This is a genomic window from Paenibacillus sp. FSL E2-8871, from assembly GCF_038000345.1.
Taxonomy (GTDB): domain Bacteria; phylum Bacillota; class Bacilli; order Paenibacillales; family Paenibacillaceae; genus Paenibacillus_AQ.
In genome coordinates, this window is record NZ_JBBOBV010000001.1 from 817,045 (window position 1) to 837,945 (window position 20,901).

Below are 20,901 nucleotides of genomic sequence, written 5' to 3' on the forward strand. Positions count from 1 at the left end.
GTGCAAATAGGAACAAATAGGTTACAAACGCTTCAAAAGTGTTACAACATGGATACAATTGGATTTGCAGTTACCACTATAATAATTCTAGCAAAATACTCGTGGAGGGAAGTAAATGAGAAAGCATAGCAGTACATATGTTGTTTTACTATTAAGTACCTTTGTCATCAGTCAACTGACTGGCCATACCGCTTCAGCGGCACCCGCTAATGCTGTTCGTACCAATCCAGCTGTAGCAACAGCGACAGTAACACCCCCTAGTAATCTGGGTTCCGTTTCTTTAGGAGCAAATATCAAAGCTACATTAGAAGATGTCAATATTTGGTCACAACCTGGTGGGAATATTTTAACCTATACCCTGAATTATTCGAATGGGAGCAGTAAAAACGCAAACCTAATGTATTATTTTTCGAGAGTGACGACGCCAGGGGGTTCGGTTATTCCGGGTAACCCTCTGAGCGCTGACGCGACTAAGAAGAAGATTGGTGCTAAAGAAAGCTTGCGGGTTACATATTACGTCAACATAGGCAAGACCAATTCGTTAAAAGGGATTAAGATTCCCATGTATGTATGGGATTCCAAAACCAAAGGTTATTTAAAGCATGCAGGAAGCTTTACTGTACCAGCTAATTATTCCCCAACTGCTGTAAATGGAAAAAATGTTAGCACCACAATGAATGACATTCCTGTCATCGCCAAAAGTGAGTCCTTGGAGCTCTATAAATATAATGGGAAAGTTTATGCCAAGGTGGGTATAAGCCTGACCAATAAGGGCAGTAAGGTACTCAGTGATCCGGGTTATGCGGCTTATTTACTCTCAGCAGGTGGCAGTTCGTATGAATTAGCACTTGATCGTTCTCAGATTAGTTACAAGATTCAGCCGCAGGAGAAGAAGACTATCTATTATCTTGCCGAGATTCCTCCTTATATGAAGACGGATAATATGAAGCTGCAATTTACGCAAAAAGATGAAGCACTGAAGCTTGAGATCGCTAAATCCTCGTACAAGCTACCGGCAGCTACAACCCCTAATTTGGTGGTAGGTAAAGGTGTGACCAAGAAAATCACCATTAATAATAATCCGATAGAAACTCAGTTAAACAACGCAAACGTATACGCTGAGAATAATAAAGGGATTTGGACCTTCCAGCTTCGTGTGAAAAATGTAGGGAAGACGGCCGTTACGTTGCCAACGTATGAGCTTGCCGTCAAATCTTCAACAGGGACAACCTTTCCGATCAATGCGAAGGGATTGAGCGGCTTAACCATAAAACCTTTGGAAGAAAAAATCATTCCACTTACCGCACAAATTCCGCTTGAGATTGAGCAGAGTTCGCTGCAATTGCAAATGATAGAGGCTGTTTCAGCTCCAGCTAATACAGAAACGGGCAGTTCAGGTGAGGGAACAGGATCTGAAGGGAATAATGTCAGTACGGGTAATACAGCCAAGCTGACAGTACCGATTGCCTACTACACAATTTCCTACACACTTCGGCCAGAGGTTCAAAAGGGCGTGGAGTATAGTGCATCCAATGAATATGGTTCTTTCACTTATAACTTGCTGTCTTTGCAGCGCTTTCCTTGGAAAGATGATGACATCGTTGTTGCTAGAATAAATATTAAGAATTCGCAATCGGTGGCTTTAACACTTCCAGAATTAAAAGGATCTGTGCAAGTAGACAATGACGATGTGTCTTCTTCTACAGAACTGTTTATGGACAAGGAAACCTCGACGATTGCGCCTGGGAAAAATGCGGAAATCTATGTATTTTCCAAAATCCCTTACACGCAAGAGTTCGATAAATTAAAAGTGAACCTCTTTACAACGGTAAAAGAAGAGAAGAGCTCGTTCCTGTCGCTTAGCACGAACAGTACGATGAATGCTGTAGCGACTATTGAACGTGGGGGAAGTTATGCAATCACCGGTAAAGGCAAGAACGCTAATGTCCAAGAGAACAAAACAATTATTTATGAAGGTCTCAATTCTAATATCGTATATACAGAGCTACTGCTTAGCAGTGAGGAAAAAAGACAAAGCAAAATGGCTCGCCTTCAGGGTTACTTTAAAACGGCAGATGGCCAGCTATTCGAAGCTACAGTGAATCAGCCAGATACTTCAGCTACACCTGGTGGTAAGCAATTAATAACGTACTGGGCAAAATTGCCTAAATCCGTTATTCCATCAGACGTAAGTATGTATCTAGGTCCAGGAATTACTGGGAATAAGCTGTCTGAACCTGGTCAGGAACCAACGGGATTCATTAACATTGCTTCATTAAGTCTAAATCCAGTTTCTACTCCACCGGAGAATAACTTGACGAAAGTTGCGCTATATCCATACACGATGTCTGTCCTAAGTTCGGAAGGGCGATCACTGAAAGGAAGTAATACTATAGACATCGTTATGAATTACAACCTGCTTCGTGACAGTACCTACGATATGGGAACCTTCACCCATAAACTAGTACTCAAAATGACAGATCCGTATGGCTTATCACAGGAACGAAGCTTGAACATCGGTACCGAACTTCTTGAAGGGAATAACAACTCGTATACTGCGACCTTTACGAATAATATGTACAAGAATTTGGAGGGTGGTTCGTACCGAATCACACTGTATGATGAGTTCCAAGGAGAACGGATCGAGCTGGCCAGCCAGGCATATAGCATAAAGATTGATAGAGCAGTAACTGAGAAGTAGGAATTCATATCTATTAATGTACGAGAAGGAGCAGCTCCAATGTTGCGAGTGGAAAATGTAACGCATTCTTTTAAGAATGGTAATGAAACGACGGCAGTCCTTCATCAAATAGATTTTTCTGTGAAAAAGGGGGAGATGGTTGCATTACTGGGGAGCTCGGGTTCCGGTAAGTCAACCATGCTCAACCTGATGGCAGGTCTGATGAAGCCTACGGAAGGCCACATTTACATTGCTGACCAAGATATTGTGAAGATGAGCGAAAACAAGCTATCTGAATTTCGTAGGAAGCATATCGGGTTTATCTTTCAAGCATATGAACTGATTACTAGCTTGACTGTCCGTGAAAATGTAGAGTTGCCGCTAGTGTTCCAATCCGTTTCACCATCAATACGTAAGCAAAAAGCTCTGGCCTTGCTGGAAGGGGTCGGCATTCCGGATAAAGCTGACCTGTTCCCTTCACAGTTGTCTGGCGGACAGCAGCAGCGGGTCAGTATTGCACGTTCCTTGATCACAGAACCGTCCGTTATTTTCGCAGATGAACCGACCGGAAATCTGGACTCGAAGACAGAAGAGGAAATTATCAATATCCTGCTTAACCTGAACAAGAAGATGAAGACCACCTTCATCGTTGTAACACATGAGCTCAAAGTAGCAGAACAAATGCAACGGATTTTCACGCTTCAGGATGGATATATGATTACTGAGAAACAAACTTCTTCGGATACAGAACTCGAAGGGGGTAAGCTCATTGAGGATTAGTGATATTTCACGTTTGGCTTGGGAGCAAGTCAAACGACGGAAAGTTGTCACAGGTCTTTGTATGGCAGGTATATCGATAGGCTGTGCTGCTATTATTGTTGCATTAAGTATTGGAGATTCCGCGCAAAGCTATACGGAGCGGGAAATTAACCGGAATTTCAAAATGGATGAAATTACGGTGACTCCGAACAGCGGCATCCCTTCACAAGGGGGCGGAGAAGGAAAAGGAGCCTCTGCCTCTGATGCTAAGCTCGACCCCGGCAGGCTAACGGGCCAGAAGCTGAAAATTGTTCAAGGCCTGCGGCATGTTACCGCAGCAGCACCTTTTCAAGAGCTTGGCTACATACAAATGACTACTATCGATAATAAAATTACGGACGTACAGTTAATCGGAACGGATCTTCGACTACTAACCAAATATGACCATAAATTTAAGCAGGGTGGTCCTTCTGATTCGGTTGGTATGGCAGTACTAAACTATGGAGCAACTGTAGGATTGATTGATGTCGAGACTCGGCAACGTCTTTTTGAACAACTGAGTACTGATCCTTACAATGATAAAATAATGGAACAGTACAACAGTTTAAGCATGCTTCCGTCGGATATGTTCAAACAACAGGTTCAATTACAATCATATGACCCTGCTTCTCAAACTGGACAGTCTCTAATCAGCTCACCCATTCAAATTGTTGGGATATTGGATAGTACTGGGAACCCTGATATGGCGATGTACGACAAGAAGATTTATGTTTCGCTAGAGACTGGTGAGCGTCTGGTTGAACAACTGAAACTAATGAATGGAACTACTGGGCAAAAGGATGTTTACAACTCAGCCATTGTAAAAGTTGACAGTACGGACAATATTGTACAAGTGGAGAAGCTTATCCAGAAACTTACACTAAATACTAGTACGAATTTGTATCAAAAAGAGGCGATGGCTTCTACATTCAGTATGTTCAAGAAAGCAGCGCTTGGTATTGGTATATTTATTCTGATTATTGCCTCGATCTCGATCATCGTTGCGATGACCATGTCCACCCATCAGCGTCGTCGCCAGATCGGTATTATGAAGGTGCTAGGCGCCAATATGGGGCAAATCCGAAATATGTTCATTACAGAGGCGGCATTACTCGGGATGCTTGGTGGGTTGCTCGGTATAGGCTTTTCATACTTGATTGTGTTTGGCATAAATAAGCTGATTGGTTCCACAGGAGGAATGGGGATGGGTGAGCCCTTAGTAATCACTATTCCTCTGATGACCCTTCCAATAGGGATCGCATTTGCGGTAATGACAGGCGTACTATCGGGAATTTATCCAGCGATAAGCGCGTCCAGAACGAATGCGCTCACGGCGATAAAACGGGATTAGCTATTTTTAAGTTGAAAGGAAGCAGAAGTGATGAAGAGGAGAATCAAGTGGATTGTATTGGTATTGATTATTATTGCAGCGGGTTATTTTGTATACAACAAGATGTATAAACCCGAGGCACAGCTAGAACCTGTTGAACCACCACAGGCGATAACTTTTGAAGTGACACAGGAAACCATCACCAACTCTGTTCAGGTCAAAGGGAATTCACATTATGAGCAGGAAACGCTTGTATATGCACCATATGCTTCAAAGGTAACCAAGTGGAAGGTTGAGAATGGTGGGCAAGTTAAGAAGGGGGATTTGCTGTTTACCCTCGATCAGGAAGCCTTAAAGAATGAAATTGCTACACAAGAGGCAACCATTCGAAAGGCGCAGCTAGAAGCGGAATTAAATGAATTTGTTAGTCAGCAGGACCAGGAGAACGCAGCCCTTGGTGCAACAGAAGCCGAACGTATAAAAGCACTTACAGCCCAAGAATCAGCAAGAATAGGGGATGAGCTTAACCAAGTAAATGCTGAAATACAGGCTCGTGAATTAAAAGAAAAGAAGGCTAAGCTAAATACAGCCCTCTACCATGCTCCTGCAACAGGTGTTTTTCTATTTGACAGTGCGAGTGAAATTCCGCAAACGGTAACAGATAATCAATACATCGGCAAAATCGTAGATATGAACAAGCTTGAATTCATAGCTCTTGTAGGTGAACAAGATGTCTTCCGTATTAAGACGGGAATGAAGGTCGATGTTAAAATGACAGCTTTAAAAGATTTAAAGCTGTCTGGAGAAGTGACTAAGGTATCTAAATTTGCTAAGACTGCTTCGGGTCAAAATACTACTGCTACTTCGGTTCCACAATTTGAAGTGGTAATCTCACTGCAACCTAACGAGCGCTTAATTGGTGGACTAAGCTTGAGCGGAGAAATCGAGACGGTTCGCAAGGAAAATGCCATCGTTGTATCCAGCATCGCAGTAATGCATGAAGGAGATCTCTCCTACGTGATGCTGGATAAAGGCAATGGGGAATATGAACGTAGAGATATCAAAGTGGGCATGGAGACGGCTGACAAAACAGAGGCCGTCTCAGGGTTAAAGGTTGGAGATGTTGTTGTGCTTCAATAGATTGAAATAGACCTAAGCCTATTTCTCAATCGTGAGTCGCCAAGATTTAATATCTTTATTTAGCTCGGTAAGGTCAGGAACCGGAATTGGCTCATCGGATAGATTATATTTAGCTTTCAATGCTAAGATCCGATAGACGCTCTCATCAATCCGTGTTTCCTGTATCTTACCTTTTTTTACATGGTCCAGAAGCGATTCTAATACCCGTTTCTCATTATCATAGCCGTGAGCGATAAGTAAGATATCACTGCCTGCATTTATGGTATCTACCGCCGCTGTGGCAAGGTCGTAATTCTTCATGATTGCTCCCATAGTTAGATCATCTGTGATTACAAGTCCTTGATATTTCATGTCTCCGCGAAGTAGCTCACCAATGATTTTACTTGATAAAGATGCTGGTTTATCAGGATCAAGTTTTGGGAACAAAATATGGGCGACCATAACGGCGTCGGTTCCCTCTTGTATCGCAGCTTGAAAAGGGAGCCATTCTAACTTAGCCAGTTCTTCAGCGGTCTTATTTACAATCGGCAAATCAAGGTGGGAGTCGACGGAAGTATCACCGTGACCAGGGAAATGTTTGACAACCGGAACAACATCTTCGCTCTCAATTCCTTTCATTTCGGCAATCCCTAGCGTACTGACTAGTTCAGCGGAGTTACCGAAGGAACGATCTCCAATTACAGGATTATCTGGATTGCTATTGATATCAAGTACGGGAGCGAAGTTCATATTAAATCCTGCTGACAATACTTCTCTAGCGAGGAGCTTGCCCATCATTTCGGCAGCGTTAGCATCCTTACCGGTACCGACCTTTCCATTAGAAGGGAAGGAAGCATACTCCTTAGGCATCCGGCTGACTTTTCCGCCCTCCTGATCGATACTCATAAATAAAGGGGCAGGGTTGCCGCTGTTACTCTCTTTCATGGAATTTACAAGGCTGACCATACTCTTCAGATCTTGAATATTGTTCTTATAAAGGATGATTCCACCGACTTTGTCTTCAGCAATCATCCTTTTTGCTTGATCATCTAGAACGGTTCCGTCGATGCCAACAAGGAGCATTTGTCCAATTTTCTCTTCAAGGCTCATACTGGAAACCTGAACAGCAATTGGATCACTCTCTGAGGAGGGAGCTGCTGTTGAACTGGTAACAGGTGAAGATGTGGATTCGGCAGTCGGCGGATTTGTAGCGGCAGCTTGGGAACTGTTACTGCTATTGGAACAGCTAGTTAACAGAAGCATAGATACCATAGCAGAAGCCATTAAAAAGCTAGCAGAGAATGTAGGTCTAAGGATGTTGCGTGTAAATCTGGTCATTAGAATAGTCGTCCCTTCGTTGCTTATTTAGATGTCAGAAGGATGAATCCTTGCTGACTTAGATACACGGTGATAAGATGAACTTAAATCTTTACATATTAAAATTGAAATATGAGGTGACGGTCAAATGAAAGATGGATTAGTAAACGCACTTAATGAACAGATGAATTTCGAGTTTTATTCCGCTCATGTTTATCTAGCTATGGCAGCCTATTGTTCCGGTGAAAGTCTCGATGGATTCGCAAACTTTTTCTTAATTCAAGCAGAAGAAGAACGATTCCATGCCATGAAAATCTATAAGTTCCTTAATGATCGCGATAATCGGGCGACACTTGAAGCTCTACCAGAGCCAAAGAACGAATACTCTTCGATGCTGGATGCTTTTGAACATGCATTCGCGCATGAGCAACAAAACACGAAACGCTTCTATCATTTAGCTGACTTGGCGCTGGATGAGCGTGAACATGCAACGATCTATTTCTTGAAATGGTTTATTGACGAGCAAGTAGAAGAGGAAGCGCTCTTTAGCAACATCATTAGTAAACTGAAACGAATTGATAAAGATAGCAACGCCTTCTACATGCTGGATGCTGAATTTGCTGCACGTACTTTTACAGCTCCTGCTGAGTAAGTGATCTTACTTAAGATCAGAAGCCTGAGAAATCAGGCTTTTTTTATTTAATTGATGAAGGCAGTTTAATAGTCATCAGCTTATTATCCGTTCGGATGATCAGCATGCCTCCAGTTTTAAGAGAAGGGGCAAAGTTACGAGATCCTGTCTTCACAGTAAAAATTGGCTTCAACGTCAACATGTCATAAGCGTGAAATAGGCCATCTGATTGTCCGCTATAAACTACATTTCCAAAAAGATCCGTCTGAACTACAGGATTCTCACCATTATTGAGGACTACCGCTTGACCATTTCCAAGTTTGAGTGCGGATAACGTACCTGTATCATAATTGGAATATAACATTCTTTGCTGATGGACTTGGTTTAGAGGATAATCTTTCTCTTTTGCCATAGAAGTCCAGGATTGAACTGGCTTACCTTCCGCTGAGTAATTCCAGAAATCATATTTCACAAGCTTTTTGCCCTGAAAAATATAGAAGTCATTTCCGTCCAAGAATGCGGTCCCATTTACACCACCAAATGTAAATGCTCCATCTTTATTCTCGGTATCTGTCCATTTATATAAACGTTCTCCTTTAAGTTCACCCGTTTTTACGTTGAATACAGAAACTTTAACATTACGATTCACAGCGTCATCATCCATCATTAACGTATTGGTAATGGAGTAGAGGAGGCCGTCCTTTACTGCTAGTGGCCACCATTGACGGGTATGGTCCCATAGTTTTTTTCCTGTCAGACTGTCATAAGCGGCAAGTGCGGCAGTTGTTAATGCGCCTTGTGAGAGATAACTTCGAATAACAACCCCATCCGTTTCCATAAGTTCCGATAAGCCTGTAAAGTTATTACTCTCCTCCGCAGCCTTCCATTTAATCTTCCCGCTGACCGCATCGACAGCTGCGAATTGACTCTCTTGTGTTACATAAATGGTAGAACCTAGCCGTTGTATACTGGTGGCTTTAGGTAGTGATAATGAAGCTGACCACGCTTTTTTACCTGCTTCATTAACGGCATATAGAGCGCCATTCTTAGTCAAACCATAGATGAATCCATTACTGTACGTGAACAATGGGGCTAATTCACTTCCGAATTCCCACATTTTTTTACCTGTTGTAGCATTCAATGCGACTAGTTTTTCATTCCGCTGCAAGGCAAAGACTTTCCCATTCTCGGCAAGGGCTGTAACGTTCTGCCCAGTGATTCTATCTTCTTTTAAGATGGCAAGCGGTGATGACCATACAGGTACAAGAATAGGTGCTTTGACTTCATTGTAATAGGGATTGCTTGTGCTTATAACTGCTTGTTCCGCGGAAGTGACGGATAACGATCCGTTGTAAGCTATTGGGGATGCAATGCATGTAACAGCTAAAACTTTAATCATTGTCTTGTGCAAAGACTGAATCATCGTTTCACGCTCCTCAAAAATAGTGATTACTATAATTAGACATTATAAATGGCAAAAAGTTACTACTTCTGTAGACAAGCATAAACGCCTACGGCTTTTTTGTAAGGACGTTAAGCGTTCAAGCGAGAAATATAGAACATAAAGTTGAACTAAGGCAAACTATGTTACGCTCCGCAAAACAGTTATGACCTAGCAACTCTATTTGACGGAGGGAACTATTACGCCTCATAGCAACACTGTTTCTCTAGACCCACCCGAATCTCGGAGTGTAGTATAGAACAATACTATTCTTTGGGGGTTCTTTTTTTTGGAAAATTACAACGACATCAAACAAGGTGAAAAAGGAGCATGGCTAAGCATAGTTGCCTACATATTTCTATCCGCCATCAAACTGTTTATTGGTACGGTTGCGGGATCTCAAGCGCTACTTGCAGATGGCCTGAACAACAGTACTGATATTATCGCTTCTATCGCCGTACTAATCGGTCTTAAGATCTCCAGGAGACCGCCGGATTCCAATCATAGCTACGGGCATTTCAGAGCAGAGACCGTGGCATCCTTAATAGCTTCATTTATTATGATTGTGGTAGGGCTTCAAGTGCTGTACCAAGGCGTGAACAAATTTATTCAACCTGAACTGGAAAGTCCAGATCTTATAGCAGCCTGGACGGCAGTTTTTTGTGCTGTGATAATGATGGGCGTATATATGTATAACATTAGACTGGCCCGCTCTATTAATAGTAACGCTATGCGAGCAGTAGCACTAGATAATCGATCAGATGCTTTAGTTAGCATAGGTGCTTTTGTCGGAATTGTGGCTTCTGGATTTGGAATTCCATGGCTTGATCCGCTTACAGCGATTATTGTCGGCCTGATTATCTGCAAGACGGCATGGGATATCTTTAGTAAAGCTACACATGACTTAACGGACGGTTTTGATGCGGAAGAGCTTGAACTCATGAAAGAAACCGTTGCTGAAATTGACGGTGTGCAATCCATTAAAGATATTAAAGCTCGCATCCACGGGAATAACGTGCTAGTTGATACAACTGTATTAGTAGATTCCGAGCTTAGTGTGGTGCAGAGCCATGATATTACGGAAGAAATTGAAGAACAATTGAAAGATCGGCACCAAGTTTCAAATGTGCTTGTCCACATAGAACCTGTAATGAAGTAGAAAAGGATATAGATGTGACATTCCCTTGGATGGATATGGGATTTTGCCTGTGATGTTGTTAATAGATCTTTTGTGCGGAAAGGTGGAGAATTAGTTGTATTTATCGATATGTTAATTTCAGGAAATGGAATGGTGATTTCGTGATTGAATGGAAGGATTCTTATGATATCGGTGTTGAGAAAATAGACTGTCAGCACAGACAGTTGTTGGCGAAATTGAATGAATTTTTTGATGCTTGCAGTAAGCAACAGGGGAAAGAGAAGATCGAAGAAACGCTCAAATTCTTGAAGGAATATACCATCGAGCATTTTAGCAATGAAGAGCAATTGATGGAAGAGATCGATTTTCCTGAATTGGCGGAACATCGTAAGACGCACGCTAATTTTGTAAAAGCCGTTCTTGAATTAGAAGAAACGATTAAAACCAAGGGAGTCTCCGTTCTCTCGACGATTAAGCTTAACCGTACGTTAACCGATTGGCTTCTGAATCACATTAATAAATGCGATAAGCTAATTGGCGAATGTATGGCCACGCGTGATAGAGCAGTATAATTGAAGACCTCCAACGAAGATGCCGACGGGCATTTTCTTTTTTTTTTGACGGGGAATGTGTTAAAGAATTGTAGTGCGTTATTTGATCCATTTTCCGAAGACAACATCGTAATTTATACTGGGATAACGGTTTGTGTTATGATTTGAGATAAGTCGTATAGAGTTAGTATGGTAAAGGGGAGTGGAACGATGAAAACATTACGAATGTTAGCTTCAGGGTTTGCTATGCTGCTTATTCTGGGCCTTGTTAATTTTTACATTGGGTATCACGGTTGGCTGCTTGTCCATGAATGGTTCTCAGGCGCTTCCTCTGTTCTGTTCTGGACATTATTCCTGCTTGTTGCCTTTGCGTATGTCGTTGGAATGATACCTTGGCCTACAATTGTGAAGCCGTTAGCCAGATTCTTTAAGGTGATTGGGTCGTATTATCTAGCTTGCATGGAATTCGCTATTATCATGTTGCCATTAGCTGATCTGTTATATGTGCTGCTGGGCTGGATGGGTGTCGATCGAACGCACTACGTCTCAGAAGCTGGTGGTACATTGCTAATATTACTGGTTGTTTTTCTAGTCTGGGGTTCGATCAACGCTTGGAGTACAGTAGTTCGTACCCATCCTATTCCCATTGATAAATCTATCGGAAATAGTACGCCACTTACCATCGCGGTTGCATCCGATCTGCATTTAGGAAATATCGTCGGCAATCGGCATCTCAAAAAAATGGTTGCACAAATGAATGCTATGAAGCCTGATGTGATTTTGCTGGCTGGGGATGTACTTGACGATAGTATTGAGCCATTTATTCGCAATAGTATGAGTGAACAGCTAAAGCAGCTAAAAGCTCGCCATGGTGTCTACGCAGTACTGGGCAATCACGAATATTACGGTGGTTCGATTAAGGAATATACAGATTTAATGAGTAGCATAGGCATTAAAGTCCTACAGGATGAGGTTGAAGAAGTGGCGGGAACTTATATTGTAGGTCGAAAAGATAAGACTGCCGAGACGATGGAAGCCGGAGGTAGATTAAGCGTAAACTCCTTATTGAATGGCCTCGATCTAACGCGTCCTGTGATCATGATGGATCATCAGCCTACCGGATTTGATGTCGCTGCCCAAGAAGGCGTAGATATTCTACTCTCAGGTCATACACACCGTGGACAGATTGCTCCTAATCACTGGATCACCAAGCGGTTGTTCGAACTGGACTGGGGCTACCTCCGCAAGGATAAATTGCATGTCGTTGTTTCCTCTGGTTATGGGACTTGGGGACCTCCAATCCGTTTAGCCAGCCGTTCGGAGATCATTAAGCTTGAAGTGGTGTTAGAAGGGACTAAACAATACAGTGAAGAAGCCGTGTCTACAAAGACGGTGTTAATCTAAAAGCAATCTTTAATGATATGAGGCTGCCCGAATCCGTAGAATTTTTCTGCGAGCTGAGGCAGTTTCTTTTTTTTGACAATTAGTAGAGCTTGTAGTATGGTTTAAAATAGTTAAGTACTTAACTAAATTGGAGTTGAAAAATCTAAGATGGATCATTTACAACCGTTGGTATTGAATCAGCCGCTACATACTCAGGCATTTTTCACTTTAGTTGATACTACTGCAAGCTTAGTTTCTGTCTCTGATAAATATTGGCAGTCGAAAGGATTAAATGGCGCAAGAATTCGTATCTTGGTAGAAATATCTAAACAGGGCGGAACGATTTTACCTTCTACACTGGCTCACAATATTGGGGTTACCAAAGCTAATATTAGTCTGTTGCTGACACCCCTAGAGAAAGATGGTTGGATTACCCGCTCGAACCATACTCAGGATGGTAGAAAAAGCGTTATTACAATTACGGGTGAAGGACAACGATTACTTTTGGAGCATCTTCCCGGAAATCGTCAAGCGGTCGCTGAACGTATGCAGGGTCTGGATGAACAAGAGCTTCGGCAACTCATCGTTTTATTAGAAAAGCTTAGCAACGGCTAGATATAAATAATGATGTGGTCTTGAAAAGATGGAACAGAAAGGTTGGGGTGTTATGTCAATTATGGTTACTGGGGCTACTGGTCAATTAGGAAGTTTGATTATAGACAATCTTCTTCAGTTTGTGCCGGTAGGTGAGATAATCGCATGTGTTCGTGATCGGGAGAAAGCAAATGATCTTTTGGAAAAAGGGGTTGAGATTCGCTTTGGCGATTATGATCAGCCTGATACTCTAATTCAAGCTTTTACAGGTGTAGCAGAGCTATTATTCATCTCTAGTTCACATCCCGATGATAACGTCAGATTAAATCAACATTCTGAGGTTGTTCATGCAGCATTAAAGGCAGGGGTGAAGCATTTGCTGTATACAAGCTTCGCATTTCCACCTAAAGGACAAATTCCAACTAATCATGTTCACTTACTTACAGAGCAGATGATTCTTAAATCAGGTATTGACTATACATTTCTACGCAACGCTGTGTATATGGATTTTGTGGATGTACTAGGTCTGAAAGAGGCGATCCAAAGCGGTGAGTTAATCACCTATCCGGGGAACTGGTTATTTAATTCGGTGACACGAAAGGATCTCGCTTTAGCTACGGCGGTCGTGCTTACAACTACAGGTCATCTTAATCAAATTTATGAATTAACCGCACCGCGCTCTTGGGACTTCACCGAACTTACGGAGGTATTATCCGAGCTCACAGGAAAAAGAATCGTTCATCGGCAGGATTCAAGCATTCAGCACTGGATTTATTCATTCCTCGGGAAGATAGATACAGCTTCTACTTCAAAAGATATGGAGAGACTAATGGGACGGCCTGTTACCTCTTTGAAGGAAAGTATCATCACTTTCCTTCATGTTTAAATAATGACTCTGACTTATTCAACTATATAGTGGTTCGATCTAAAGTAAGTAAATAATTATATTTACTGGCATGTTTTAATTCATCTAATATAATCCCATAAACAGTATCACGGTATACTCCAACAGGCAGACCAAACCATATTTTGCGATACTTTTCGACTGCAGCCAGTTCACCTTGGAGTGCTTTTTCTAAACCTTCTTCATAGGAACTGATCCGTTGATATTGTTCACTACTAATTCCAGTGATATCTTGACCCGTAATTTCTTTGAACATCCCGCGGAACATGGAGTTGTGACCCCGTTCGTCATCTCGTATTGAGGTGATGATGGAGGCTTGCTCGGAATTTGGGGCCAGTTTGATAAGTTCATCATAGAAAAGCTCATCATTTCGTTCACCTTGCACAGCTTCTTTGATTAAATTTAATGCTTGAGGAAGAGAGGTTGCCCAGATAGGTTTGAAATCAGATCTATTCTGAGATAAAGGTGTCCAATACATAGTTCTTACTACCTCCTGATTCGTTCTTTATTATTAGTGTAGTATATGTACGAATGCCCAAAATGGTCTCTTCCGGTTCTTTAGTTGTTCTAACCCTTTAAAGTTGATACTATGGGTTCATCCGTTATTCAGGGAGTGTAAACGATGAAAAAGATTTTAGTAGCAGATGATGATAGTAATATTCGTACATTATTAAAGCATGTATTGACCAGAGAAGGTTATCAAATCATGGAGGCCAGCGACGGCCGGGACGCGATACATAAACTGAAAGAAAGCATTGTGGATTTAGCCGTTGTGGATGTGATGATGCCACATGTGGATGGGTTGGAGCTATGCCAGCATATAAGAGAAACGTATGATATACCGATCATTCTGTTAACAGCCCGGCAACAGCTAAGTGATAAAGAACAAGGCTATTTACGGGGGACAGATGATTATGTAACGAAACCTTTTGAGCCGGAAGAATTGTTGTTTCGGATCAAAGCATTATTTCGGCGTTATTCCATCGCTTCGGATGATCGGATTCGTTTAAATTCACTAGTTATTGATCGTAAAAATTATGAGATTACTGATGGTGATGAAGTACTACTGTTACCGGTAAAGGAATTTGAACTGCTCGCACAACTGGCACAATATCCAGGAAGACTGTATTCACGCAGTGAGCTGATTGAACTGGTATGGGGAATGGATTATGAAGGTGATGAACGCACAGTGGATGTACATATCAAGCGATTGCGTCAACGGTTTTTGGATTATCAGAATGACTTTGTGATTCGGACGGTACGGGGAATTGGATATAAATTGGAGATGGTGAGCTCGTGAAGTCTTTGTATGTGAGAATGTGCATTCTCTTTTGCTCGGCCATTGTGGTGAGCAGCCTTCTTGGCTTCTTGGTATCAAATATTTATTATCAAGCTCAGATTAAATCGCAGAATGATGCGAAGCTTACGGGGATGGCCATTGGAATCCAGCAGTTTGCAGAATCTCACCCGGAATCTATGGAGGATTACCTGCGAAGTGTAGCTGTACTGGGATATAAGATCTATTTAATCGATGCAGAAGGTCAATCCCGGTTTTACGGCAAGCCATTTCGGAAAGAGGATTTAAATCCGCAGCAATTAGAGAAGGTCCTGAATGGACAAGTGTATCACGGTGTTGCTGAGTTTCCTGACAGCGCATTTATTACAGGTTTTTTTGATAATCAATTACGCAATACGATAGGCGTACCTATTGAAGTCAATAATGAGACTTTTGCGTTATTCATGCGGCCGGATGCAGAGGTTCAGTTCGGTGAACTGCGCGTGTTTTTTGCTGTCATCATCGGTTTTACCGTGTTATTCAGTCTAGGGTTCGTCATGATCAGCGTACTGCATGTGGTCAGACCCATTACACGTTTGACAACGGCAACTAAACGAATTTCAAAAGGTAGATATGATATTAAATTAAATACTTGGCGGCGGGATGAGATTGGCCAGTTAGCCTCACACTTTATGATTATGAGTCGTGAGCTGGAAAGGACCAATCGTGCGCGTCAAGAGTTTGTTGCGAATGTGTCGCATGAAATCGAATCGCCATTAACTTCTATTCAAGGATTTGCTCAAACCCTTAAAGATCCTACATTACCCGAGGATGAACGGATAGAGTACCTCAATATTATTGATCAAGAAAGCCATCGTCTATCGATGCTTAGTAAACAGCTGCTAACGTTATCTTCCCTCGATTATGATCCGAATTCCTTGCAGAAGAAACCTATAGATTTGCGTGCACAGCTTCGGCAGGTTGTACAAATCATGGAGTGGAGATTAACAGAGAAGCAATTAGCGGTTCGTTTAAGTCTTGCGGATATTAGCGTACATGGCGATTCCAATCTATTGTATCAGGTGTGGATGAACCTCATTACGAATGCTATCAAATATACACCTGCTGAGGGATCCATTATGATTTCCGCAAAGCTTGATGAAGGGAACTGTGTAGTAACCTTTTCGGATACTGGGGAAGGTATTCCTGCTGAGGAATTACCACTCATCTTTGACCGTTTTTATAAAGTCGACCGAGCACGTACACGAGAAACGCATAGTAGCGGTCTTGGACTAGCGATTACGCAAAAAATTGTAGAGACACATAACGGAACCATAGAAGTATCCAGTACAGTTGGCAAAGGCACGACCTTTACTGTAACTCTTCCGCTTTTGTAACTCGTTATTCATACTCCGTTCATTTTCATCTTCTAAACTGTGACTATACAGATTAGAAGGAGTGGTAATATGTTTCTAGCCTTAAGAGAAATGCGACATTCTAAAGCCAGATACCTGTTAATAATGGTAATCATGTTATTGGTTTCCTTTCTTGTACTTTTCGTAACGGGACTGGCCAGAGGATTAGCGTATGCTAATATCTCAGCAATAGAGAATATGCCGGCAAACTATTACGTGGTGCAGAAGGATGCGGATCAGACGTTTAGACGTTCTCAGTTAACGGATACGGAGCTGGGTAGTGTTCGAGCAGTAGTAGGAGATAATAATGCCTCTTCACTCGCTCTACAGATGAGTACAGTGACTACGAACGATGCGGATACTAAAGCAGACGTAACTTTTTTCGCGGTTGATATGAACGGTTTACTGGCTCCAAAAGTGATTGAAGGTGACAAGATTACGAATGATACGCAGGGAAGTGTCATCGTTGATCGTGACTTGGAACAGTCGGGCATTAAGATTGGTAGCACGATCCAAGATCAGGCAACTGGGAAGGAATTTAAAGTTACAGGATATGTTGAGAATAGCTCATACAGCCATACCCCAGTAGTCTATATTAACAATAAAGACTGGCAGGAAATGAGACAAGGCGTTAATCAAGGTAGTGAGGCTACATCCGGAGCGCCTTTTAATGTAATTGCGCTTAATGCAAACGCAGGGCAAGTGGATAAGATCTCTGCTAGTACGAAAAATGTGGAAGTTATTACGCAAAAAGAAGCGATCTCTAATATTCCGGGTTATTCATCAGAACAAGGTTCACTGCTTATGATGATTGCCTTCCTGTTCGTAATTGCTGGTTTTGTTCTGGCTGTATTCTTCTATGTCATTACAATTCAGAAAACAAGCCAGTTTGGCATTCTGAAAGCCATGGGTACAAAAATGTCTTACTTGGCTTGGAGCGTTGTAGGGCAGGTCATGATATTGGCTATTGCAAGTCTAAGCATTAGCTTGCTGCTAACTTTTGGAATGAATCAGGTACTACCAGACACTATGCCGTTCCAACTGGAACCTTCTACGATTCTATTAACCAGCGGCTTGTTCGTGGGGATGTCTCTTTTAGGATCACTTATTTCTGTCGCTAAAGTGGCAAAAGTAGATGCATTAGAAGCAATTGGGAGGGCTGGAGCATGAGTGCGAAATTATTGATGAAGCAAGTAACCAAGACCTACGGAGACGGCGATACAACGGTATCTGTTCTGAACAATTTGAATCTTATAGTTAATGAAGGGGAATTCGTTGCTGTCCTTGGACCTTCTGGAACAGGGAAGAGTACATTCCTATCAGCAGCTGGTGCGCTTCTTACGCCAACCAGTGGTGAAATTTTTATAGACGGAGAATCTCTTACAGATAAAAGTAAAAGTGAGCTGACTGAGCTACGATTAGAGAAGATAGGCTTTATGTTCCAAAGCGCACAGCTATTGCCTTACTTGAAGGTAGAAGAGCAGCTTCTCTTTGTAGCTAAACAGGGGAAGATGAGTTCTAAGGAAGCTAAGGAACGGGCAGCTGATTTGATGAAGCGTCTGGATATCTGGAAACGTCGAAACCATTATCCTGAACAACTATCAGGCGGGGAGAAGCAACGTGTAGCTATCGCAAGAGCTTGGATGAATAAACCTGCAATCTTGTTTGCAGATGAACCAACAGCAAGCTTAGATTTCAAACGAGGCAGAGAAGTTGTGCAAATGATTGCTGACGAAGTAAAGAATGAGGGTAAAGCTGCCGTAATGGTCACTCATGATGAACGGATGCTCGAATGGTGTGATCGAGTGCTACATCTGGAAGATGGACATTTGGTTGAACATGATTTAAGAAAAATTTTGTGAAAAAAACGATTCATGCTATTTATGGCATGAATCGTTTTTTGGTGTGTGAACAATGGTTTGTTCTTATTTGTCAGCTATGGTGACTTGGCCTGAGCCATATGTGTCAAACCAGCCTTTAATCGTGTTGAAATCACTGCTGAATGACAGTGCCAGTTCCAAAAGAATTCGGGCATGAGCTGCGTTCAGATTATCTCCGGCAATTATGCCGTCACTTGAAGCATAGTTGGAACCGGAACCCGTACGCGTGGTAGACACGAAAATAACTCCGTTTTCCTTAATAGCTTTCGTACGAGCTTCTCCCATAGCTTTAGATACGCCGCCAGCCCCTGTGCCTGAAGTTACAATACCTTTTGCTCCATCTTGAACAAAACCTGTAATTGCCCCAGAACCGGCATCTTGATAAGCATAAGCAATTTCTACCTTAGGCATATCACTGCTCTTAATCTTCGTTAGATCGAATGGCGTTGCCCATTTGTCAGCGGTCAATAGTGCTCTGGAATTCGCCCGATAAATTCTTATATTATTCTCATCGATATATCCGAGGATTCCTAGTTGTGGAGATTCGAAAGTGTCTGTACGATAGGCATTTGTCTTGGTAACCTCTCTAGCCGTATGAATCTCGTCATTTAGCATGAGCACAGTACCGTAATATTTCGTCTTTCCGCTAGCTGCTAGTTTAATAGCGTTAAATAGATTGGCCTGAGCGTCACTTCCGATAACTGTCCATGGACGCATAGAGCCAGTTACTACGACAGGTTTGGAGCTACGCACTGTAAGATCAAGGAAATATGCAATTTCCTCCATCGTATCGGTACCTGTAGTAACTACGATGCCATCTTGGGTTTCTAGTGCTTTATCTACTTTTAAGGAGAGATCATATAGTTGTTGCATGGTATACGAGCCAGAGCCTGCATTCCCAAATTGATAGCTAGTTACATCGGCGAACTTTTTAAGGTTAGGCAGTGCTTTAACCATATCTTCCATTAACAAAGTCCCGGCTTTATAGTTCTGGAAGCTGGTCTCATCCACAGATTTACCGGCAATAGTACCACCGGTTGCTATGACTTGGACCTTTGGAAGCTTAACCGTTCCTTCAATCGTTTGGGTAACCTCAGCGGCGTAAGTGGTAGAAACGGGAAGCATTGTTGTAGCAGAGAAGAGTAGAGTGAAAGAGAGTCCTGCGGCAACAGTAGTTTTGGCGAGCATTGATTGTAATCCATTCATAGATGTAACCTCCCAATTGATTATGTATTCTCACGTTCATGTTATTTTATATTACATAAACGTGCTTCATGATTGGATTATATCTATGAATATATTATAATGACAAGTTTGCTAACATATTAATAAAACGCTTAAATGCACTATTAATAAAGGATATCTATTGATTTCTTGTGTATACTATGAATTTTATTATATTATTATTAAAGTGATTTATAATATTAATGTTATATTTCATTACATAATAATAGAGATGAATAAATAACAAAATGCCGGACAATCTTTATTAGATTGACCGGCATAGTTATTAGATTTACCTGACTACTTATCTTTTCTAGCGACAAGTAGTTTTTGAATAAAGACATGGGTAGCCATGGAGGAGGAGCTTTCTTTATGGCGAATGATGGAGAATTGTCTTTCAAGATGATGATGTCGGATAGGAAGCTCACAGATTTCACCACTTGCTAATTCTTTGCGCACAATCCATCTGGAGAGCATAGCGATTCCCAAACCGGAGGCAACGGCTTCCTTAACCCCTTGACTACTGTTGAAGACATAGGATCTTTTGACAGAAATCTCTTCTTCTTGAATGAAATGATCACTGAAAGCACGCGTTCCAGAGCCAAGCTCTCGCAGAACCCAAACCTGATTTTGTAGCATCCCTTGCTCCACAGAGACTATTTTTGACAAAGGGTGGTTGGCCGGGGAGACCATAATCATCTCGTCCTTCATGTAAGGGGTAACGATCAGATCATTCTCATGGGCTTCTCCTTCGATAAACCCAATATCCAATTCATTGGCTCTTACCCCACCAATAATTTCTTCAGTATTACCGATCGTCACCTGAAGCTTGACTTGTGGGTATTGATTTGCAAATTCCGCAAGTCTTGAGGGTAATATATACTCTCCAATCGTAAAGCTCGCACCAATATGTATACTGCCAGTAACCTCATCCTGTAGCATTTGTATTTCCTGATGAGCTTCTTCGAAGTGGGCCAATATTTGTTTGGCGTGATTATAAAGTATTGTACCTGCTTCGGTTAATTTTACCTGTTTCGAGGATCGGTGTAGAAGCTTTGCGCCTAGTTCATTCTCGAGATTCCGGATATGTAGACTGACACCGGGTTGAGATAGATTCAGTAATTCTCCTGCTTTAGAGAAATGACTTTGCTCAGCAACTGTAACGAAAACCCGTAATGTATCCACAATCATAGAATTCCCTCTCTAAAAGTCCCGAATGT

At 41.9% G+C, this 20,901-nt stretch carries 19 protein-coding genes; 14 read left to right on the forward strand and 5 right to left on the reverse strand.

From position 1 onward, the window contains the following. The first annotated feature begins 115 nt into the window (after window positions 1–115). From NYE25_RS03855 to NYE25_RS03870, 4 genes are read left to right on the forward strand one after another with little or no spacing between them, the layout of a single operon-like run. Entirely contained in the window at window positions 116–2,701 is a 2,586-nt protein-coding gene (locus NYE25_RS03855) for a hypothetical protein (protein ID WP_341145151.1), read from the forward strand. Between the two features lie 39 nt (window positions 2,702–2,740). After that, the gene (locus NYE25_RS03860; RefSeq protein ID WP_042187870.1) at window positions 2,741–3,460 is read left to right on the forward strand and encodes an ABC transporter ATP-binding protein; all 720 of its coding nucleotides are present in this window, start codon (window positions 2,741–2,743) and stop codon (window positions 3,458–3,460) included. Next, entirely contained in the window at window positions 3,450–4,829 is a 1,380-nt protein-coding gene (locus NYE25_RS03865) for an ABC transporter permease (protein ID WP_341054537.1), read from the forward strand. Before NYE25_RS03860 ends, NYE25_RS03865 begins: the two co-directional genes overlap by 11 nt. A 30-nt stretch (window positions 4,830–4,859) precedes the next feature. After that, complete coding sequence (locus tag NYE25_RS03870) at window positions 4,860–5,948, forward strand: efflux RND transporter periplasmic adaptor subunit (RefSeq protein ID WP_341054539.1); 1,089 nt, start codon at window positions 4,860–4,862, stop codon at window positions 5,946–5,948. An 18-nt stretch (window positions 5,949–5,966) separates the two neighbouring features. On the opposite strand, the gene nagZ is transcribed toward NYE25_RS03870, so the two are convergent. Then, window positions 5,967–7,265 (reverse strand): beta-N-acetylhexosaminidase, encoded by a 1,299-nt coding sequence (gene nagZ, locus NYE25_RS03875; protein WP_341054541.1) that lies wholly within the window; start codon window positions 7,263–7,265, stop codon window positions 5,967–5,969. 127 nt (window positions 7,266–7,392) lie between these two features. On the opposite strand from nagZ, the gene NYE25_RS03880 reads away from it, so the two are divergent. Next, on the forward strand, window positions 7,393–7,896 hold the full coding sequence (locus NYE25_RS03880) for a ferritin (protein ID WP_042127399.1): 504 nt from the start codon (window positions 7,393–7,395) through the stop codon (window positions 7,894–7,896). Window positions 7,897–7,939: 43 nt separating this feature from the next. On the opposite strand, the gene NYE25_RS03885 is transcribed toward NYE25_RS03880, so the two are convergent. Then, window positions 7,940–9,298, reverse strand: a complete 1,359-nt coding sequence (locus NYE25_RS03885) for an outer membrane protein assembly factor BamB family protein (RefSeq protein WP_341054544.1) — start codon at window positions 9,296–9,298, stop codon at window positions 7,940–7,942. 307 nt (window positions 9,299–9,605) lie between these two features. Here NYE25_RS03885 and NYE25_RS03890 point away from each other — a divergent pair, with 307 nt between their 5' ends. From NYE25_RS03890 to NYE25_RS03910, 5 genes are all read left to right on the forward strand, one after another. Further along, a complete protein-coding gene (locus tag NYE25_RS03890; RefSeq protein WP_234536941.1) occupies window positions 9,606–10,475 on the forward strand; it encodes a cation diffusion facilitator family transporter in 870 nt (289 codons plus the stop codon). Between the two features lie 140 nt (window positions 10,476–10,615). Further along, entirely contained in the window at window positions 10,616–11,026 is a 411-nt protein-coding gene (locus tag NYE25_RS03895; RefSeq protein WP_081382799.1) for a bacteriohemerythrin, read from the forward strand. A gap of 189 nt (window positions 11,027–11,215) precedes the next feature. Beyond that, the gene (locus tag NYE25_RS03900; protein ID WP_341145152.1) at window positions 11,216–12,409 is read left to right on the forward strand and encodes a metallophosphoesterase; all 1,194 of its coding nucleotides are present in this window, start codon (window positions 11,216–11,218) and stop codon (window positions 12,407–12,409) included. 147 nt (window positions 12,410–12,556) lie between these two features. Beyond that, entirely contained in the window at window positions 12,557–13,003 is a 447-nt protein-coding gene (locus NYE25_RS03905) for a MarR family winged helix-turn-helix transcriptional regulator (protein WP_341054550.1), read from the forward strand. 28 nt (window positions 13,004–13,031) lie between these two features. Then, complete coding sequence (locus tag NYE25_RS03910) at window positions 13,032–13,868, forward strand: SDR family oxidoreductase (RefSeq protein ID WP_341145153.1); 837 nt, start codon at window positions 13,032–13,034, stop codon at window positions 13,866–13,868. A 22-nt stretch (window positions 13,869–13,890) separates the two neighbouring features. Here the strand turns inward: NYE25_RS03910 and NYE25_RS03915 are convergent, their stop codons facing one another. Beyond that, entirely contained in the window at window positions 13,891–14,364 is a 474-nt protein-coding gene (locus NYE25_RS03915; RefSeq protein ID WP_042187885.1) for a ferritin family protein, read from the reverse strand. A gap of 144 nt (window positions 14,365–14,508) precedes the next feature. Between NYE25_RS03915 and NYE25_RS03920 the strand changes: the two genes are divergently transcribed. The 4 genes from NYE25_RS03920 (at window position 14,509) to NYE25_RS03935 (ending at window position 18,439) form a co-directional block, all read left to right on the forward strand. Continuing rightward, window positions 14,509–15,186, forward strand: coding sequence for a response regulator transcription factor (locus tag NYE25_RS03920; protein WP_341054556.1), 678 nt, complete (start codon window positions 14,509–14,511; stop codon window positions 15,184–15,186). Next, the gene (locus NYE25_RS03925) at window positions 15,183–16,559 is read left to right on the forward strand and encodes a sensor histidine kinase (protein WP_341054557.1); all 1,377 of its coding nucleotides are present in this window, start codon (window positions 15,183–15,185) and stop codon (window positions 16,557–16,559) included. Before NYE25_RS03920 ends, NYE25_RS03925 begins: the two co-directional genes overlap by 4 nt. A gap of 69 nt (window positions 16,560–16,628) precedes the next feature. Then, the gene (locus NYE25_RS03930; RefSeq protein ID WP_341054559.1) at window positions 16,629–17,747 is read left to right on the forward strand and encodes an ABC transporter permease; all 1,119 of its coding nucleotides are present in this window, start codon (window positions 16,629–16,631) and stop codon (window positions 17,745–17,747) included. Beyond that, entirely contained in the window at window positions 17,744–18,439 is a 696-nt protein-coding gene (locus NYE25_RS03935) for an ABC transporter ATP-binding protein (RefSeq protein WP_341145154.1), read from the forward strand. Before NYE25_RS03930 ends, NYE25_RS03935 begins: the two co-directional genes overlap by 4 nt. A 63-nt stretch (window positions 18,440–18,502) precedes the next feature. Here NYE25_RS03935 and NYE25_RS03940 read toward each other — a convergent pair whose 3' ends face one another. Further along, window positions 18,503–19,663: an asparaginase gene (locus NYE25_RS03940; RefSeq protein ID WP_076286350.1), complete on the reverse strand. Its 1,161-nt coding sequence runs from the start codon at window positions 19,661–19,663 to the stop codon at window positions 18,503–18,505. Window positions 19,664–19,981: 318 nt separating this feature from the next. Then, window positions 19,982–20,872 (reverse strand): LysR family transcriptional regulator, encoded by an 891-nt coding sequence (locus NYE25_RS03945; protein ID WP_341145155.1) that lies wholly within the window; start codon window positions 20,870–20,872, stop codon window positions 19,982–19,984. Between the last annotated feature and the right edge of the window lie 29 nt (window positions 20,873–20,901).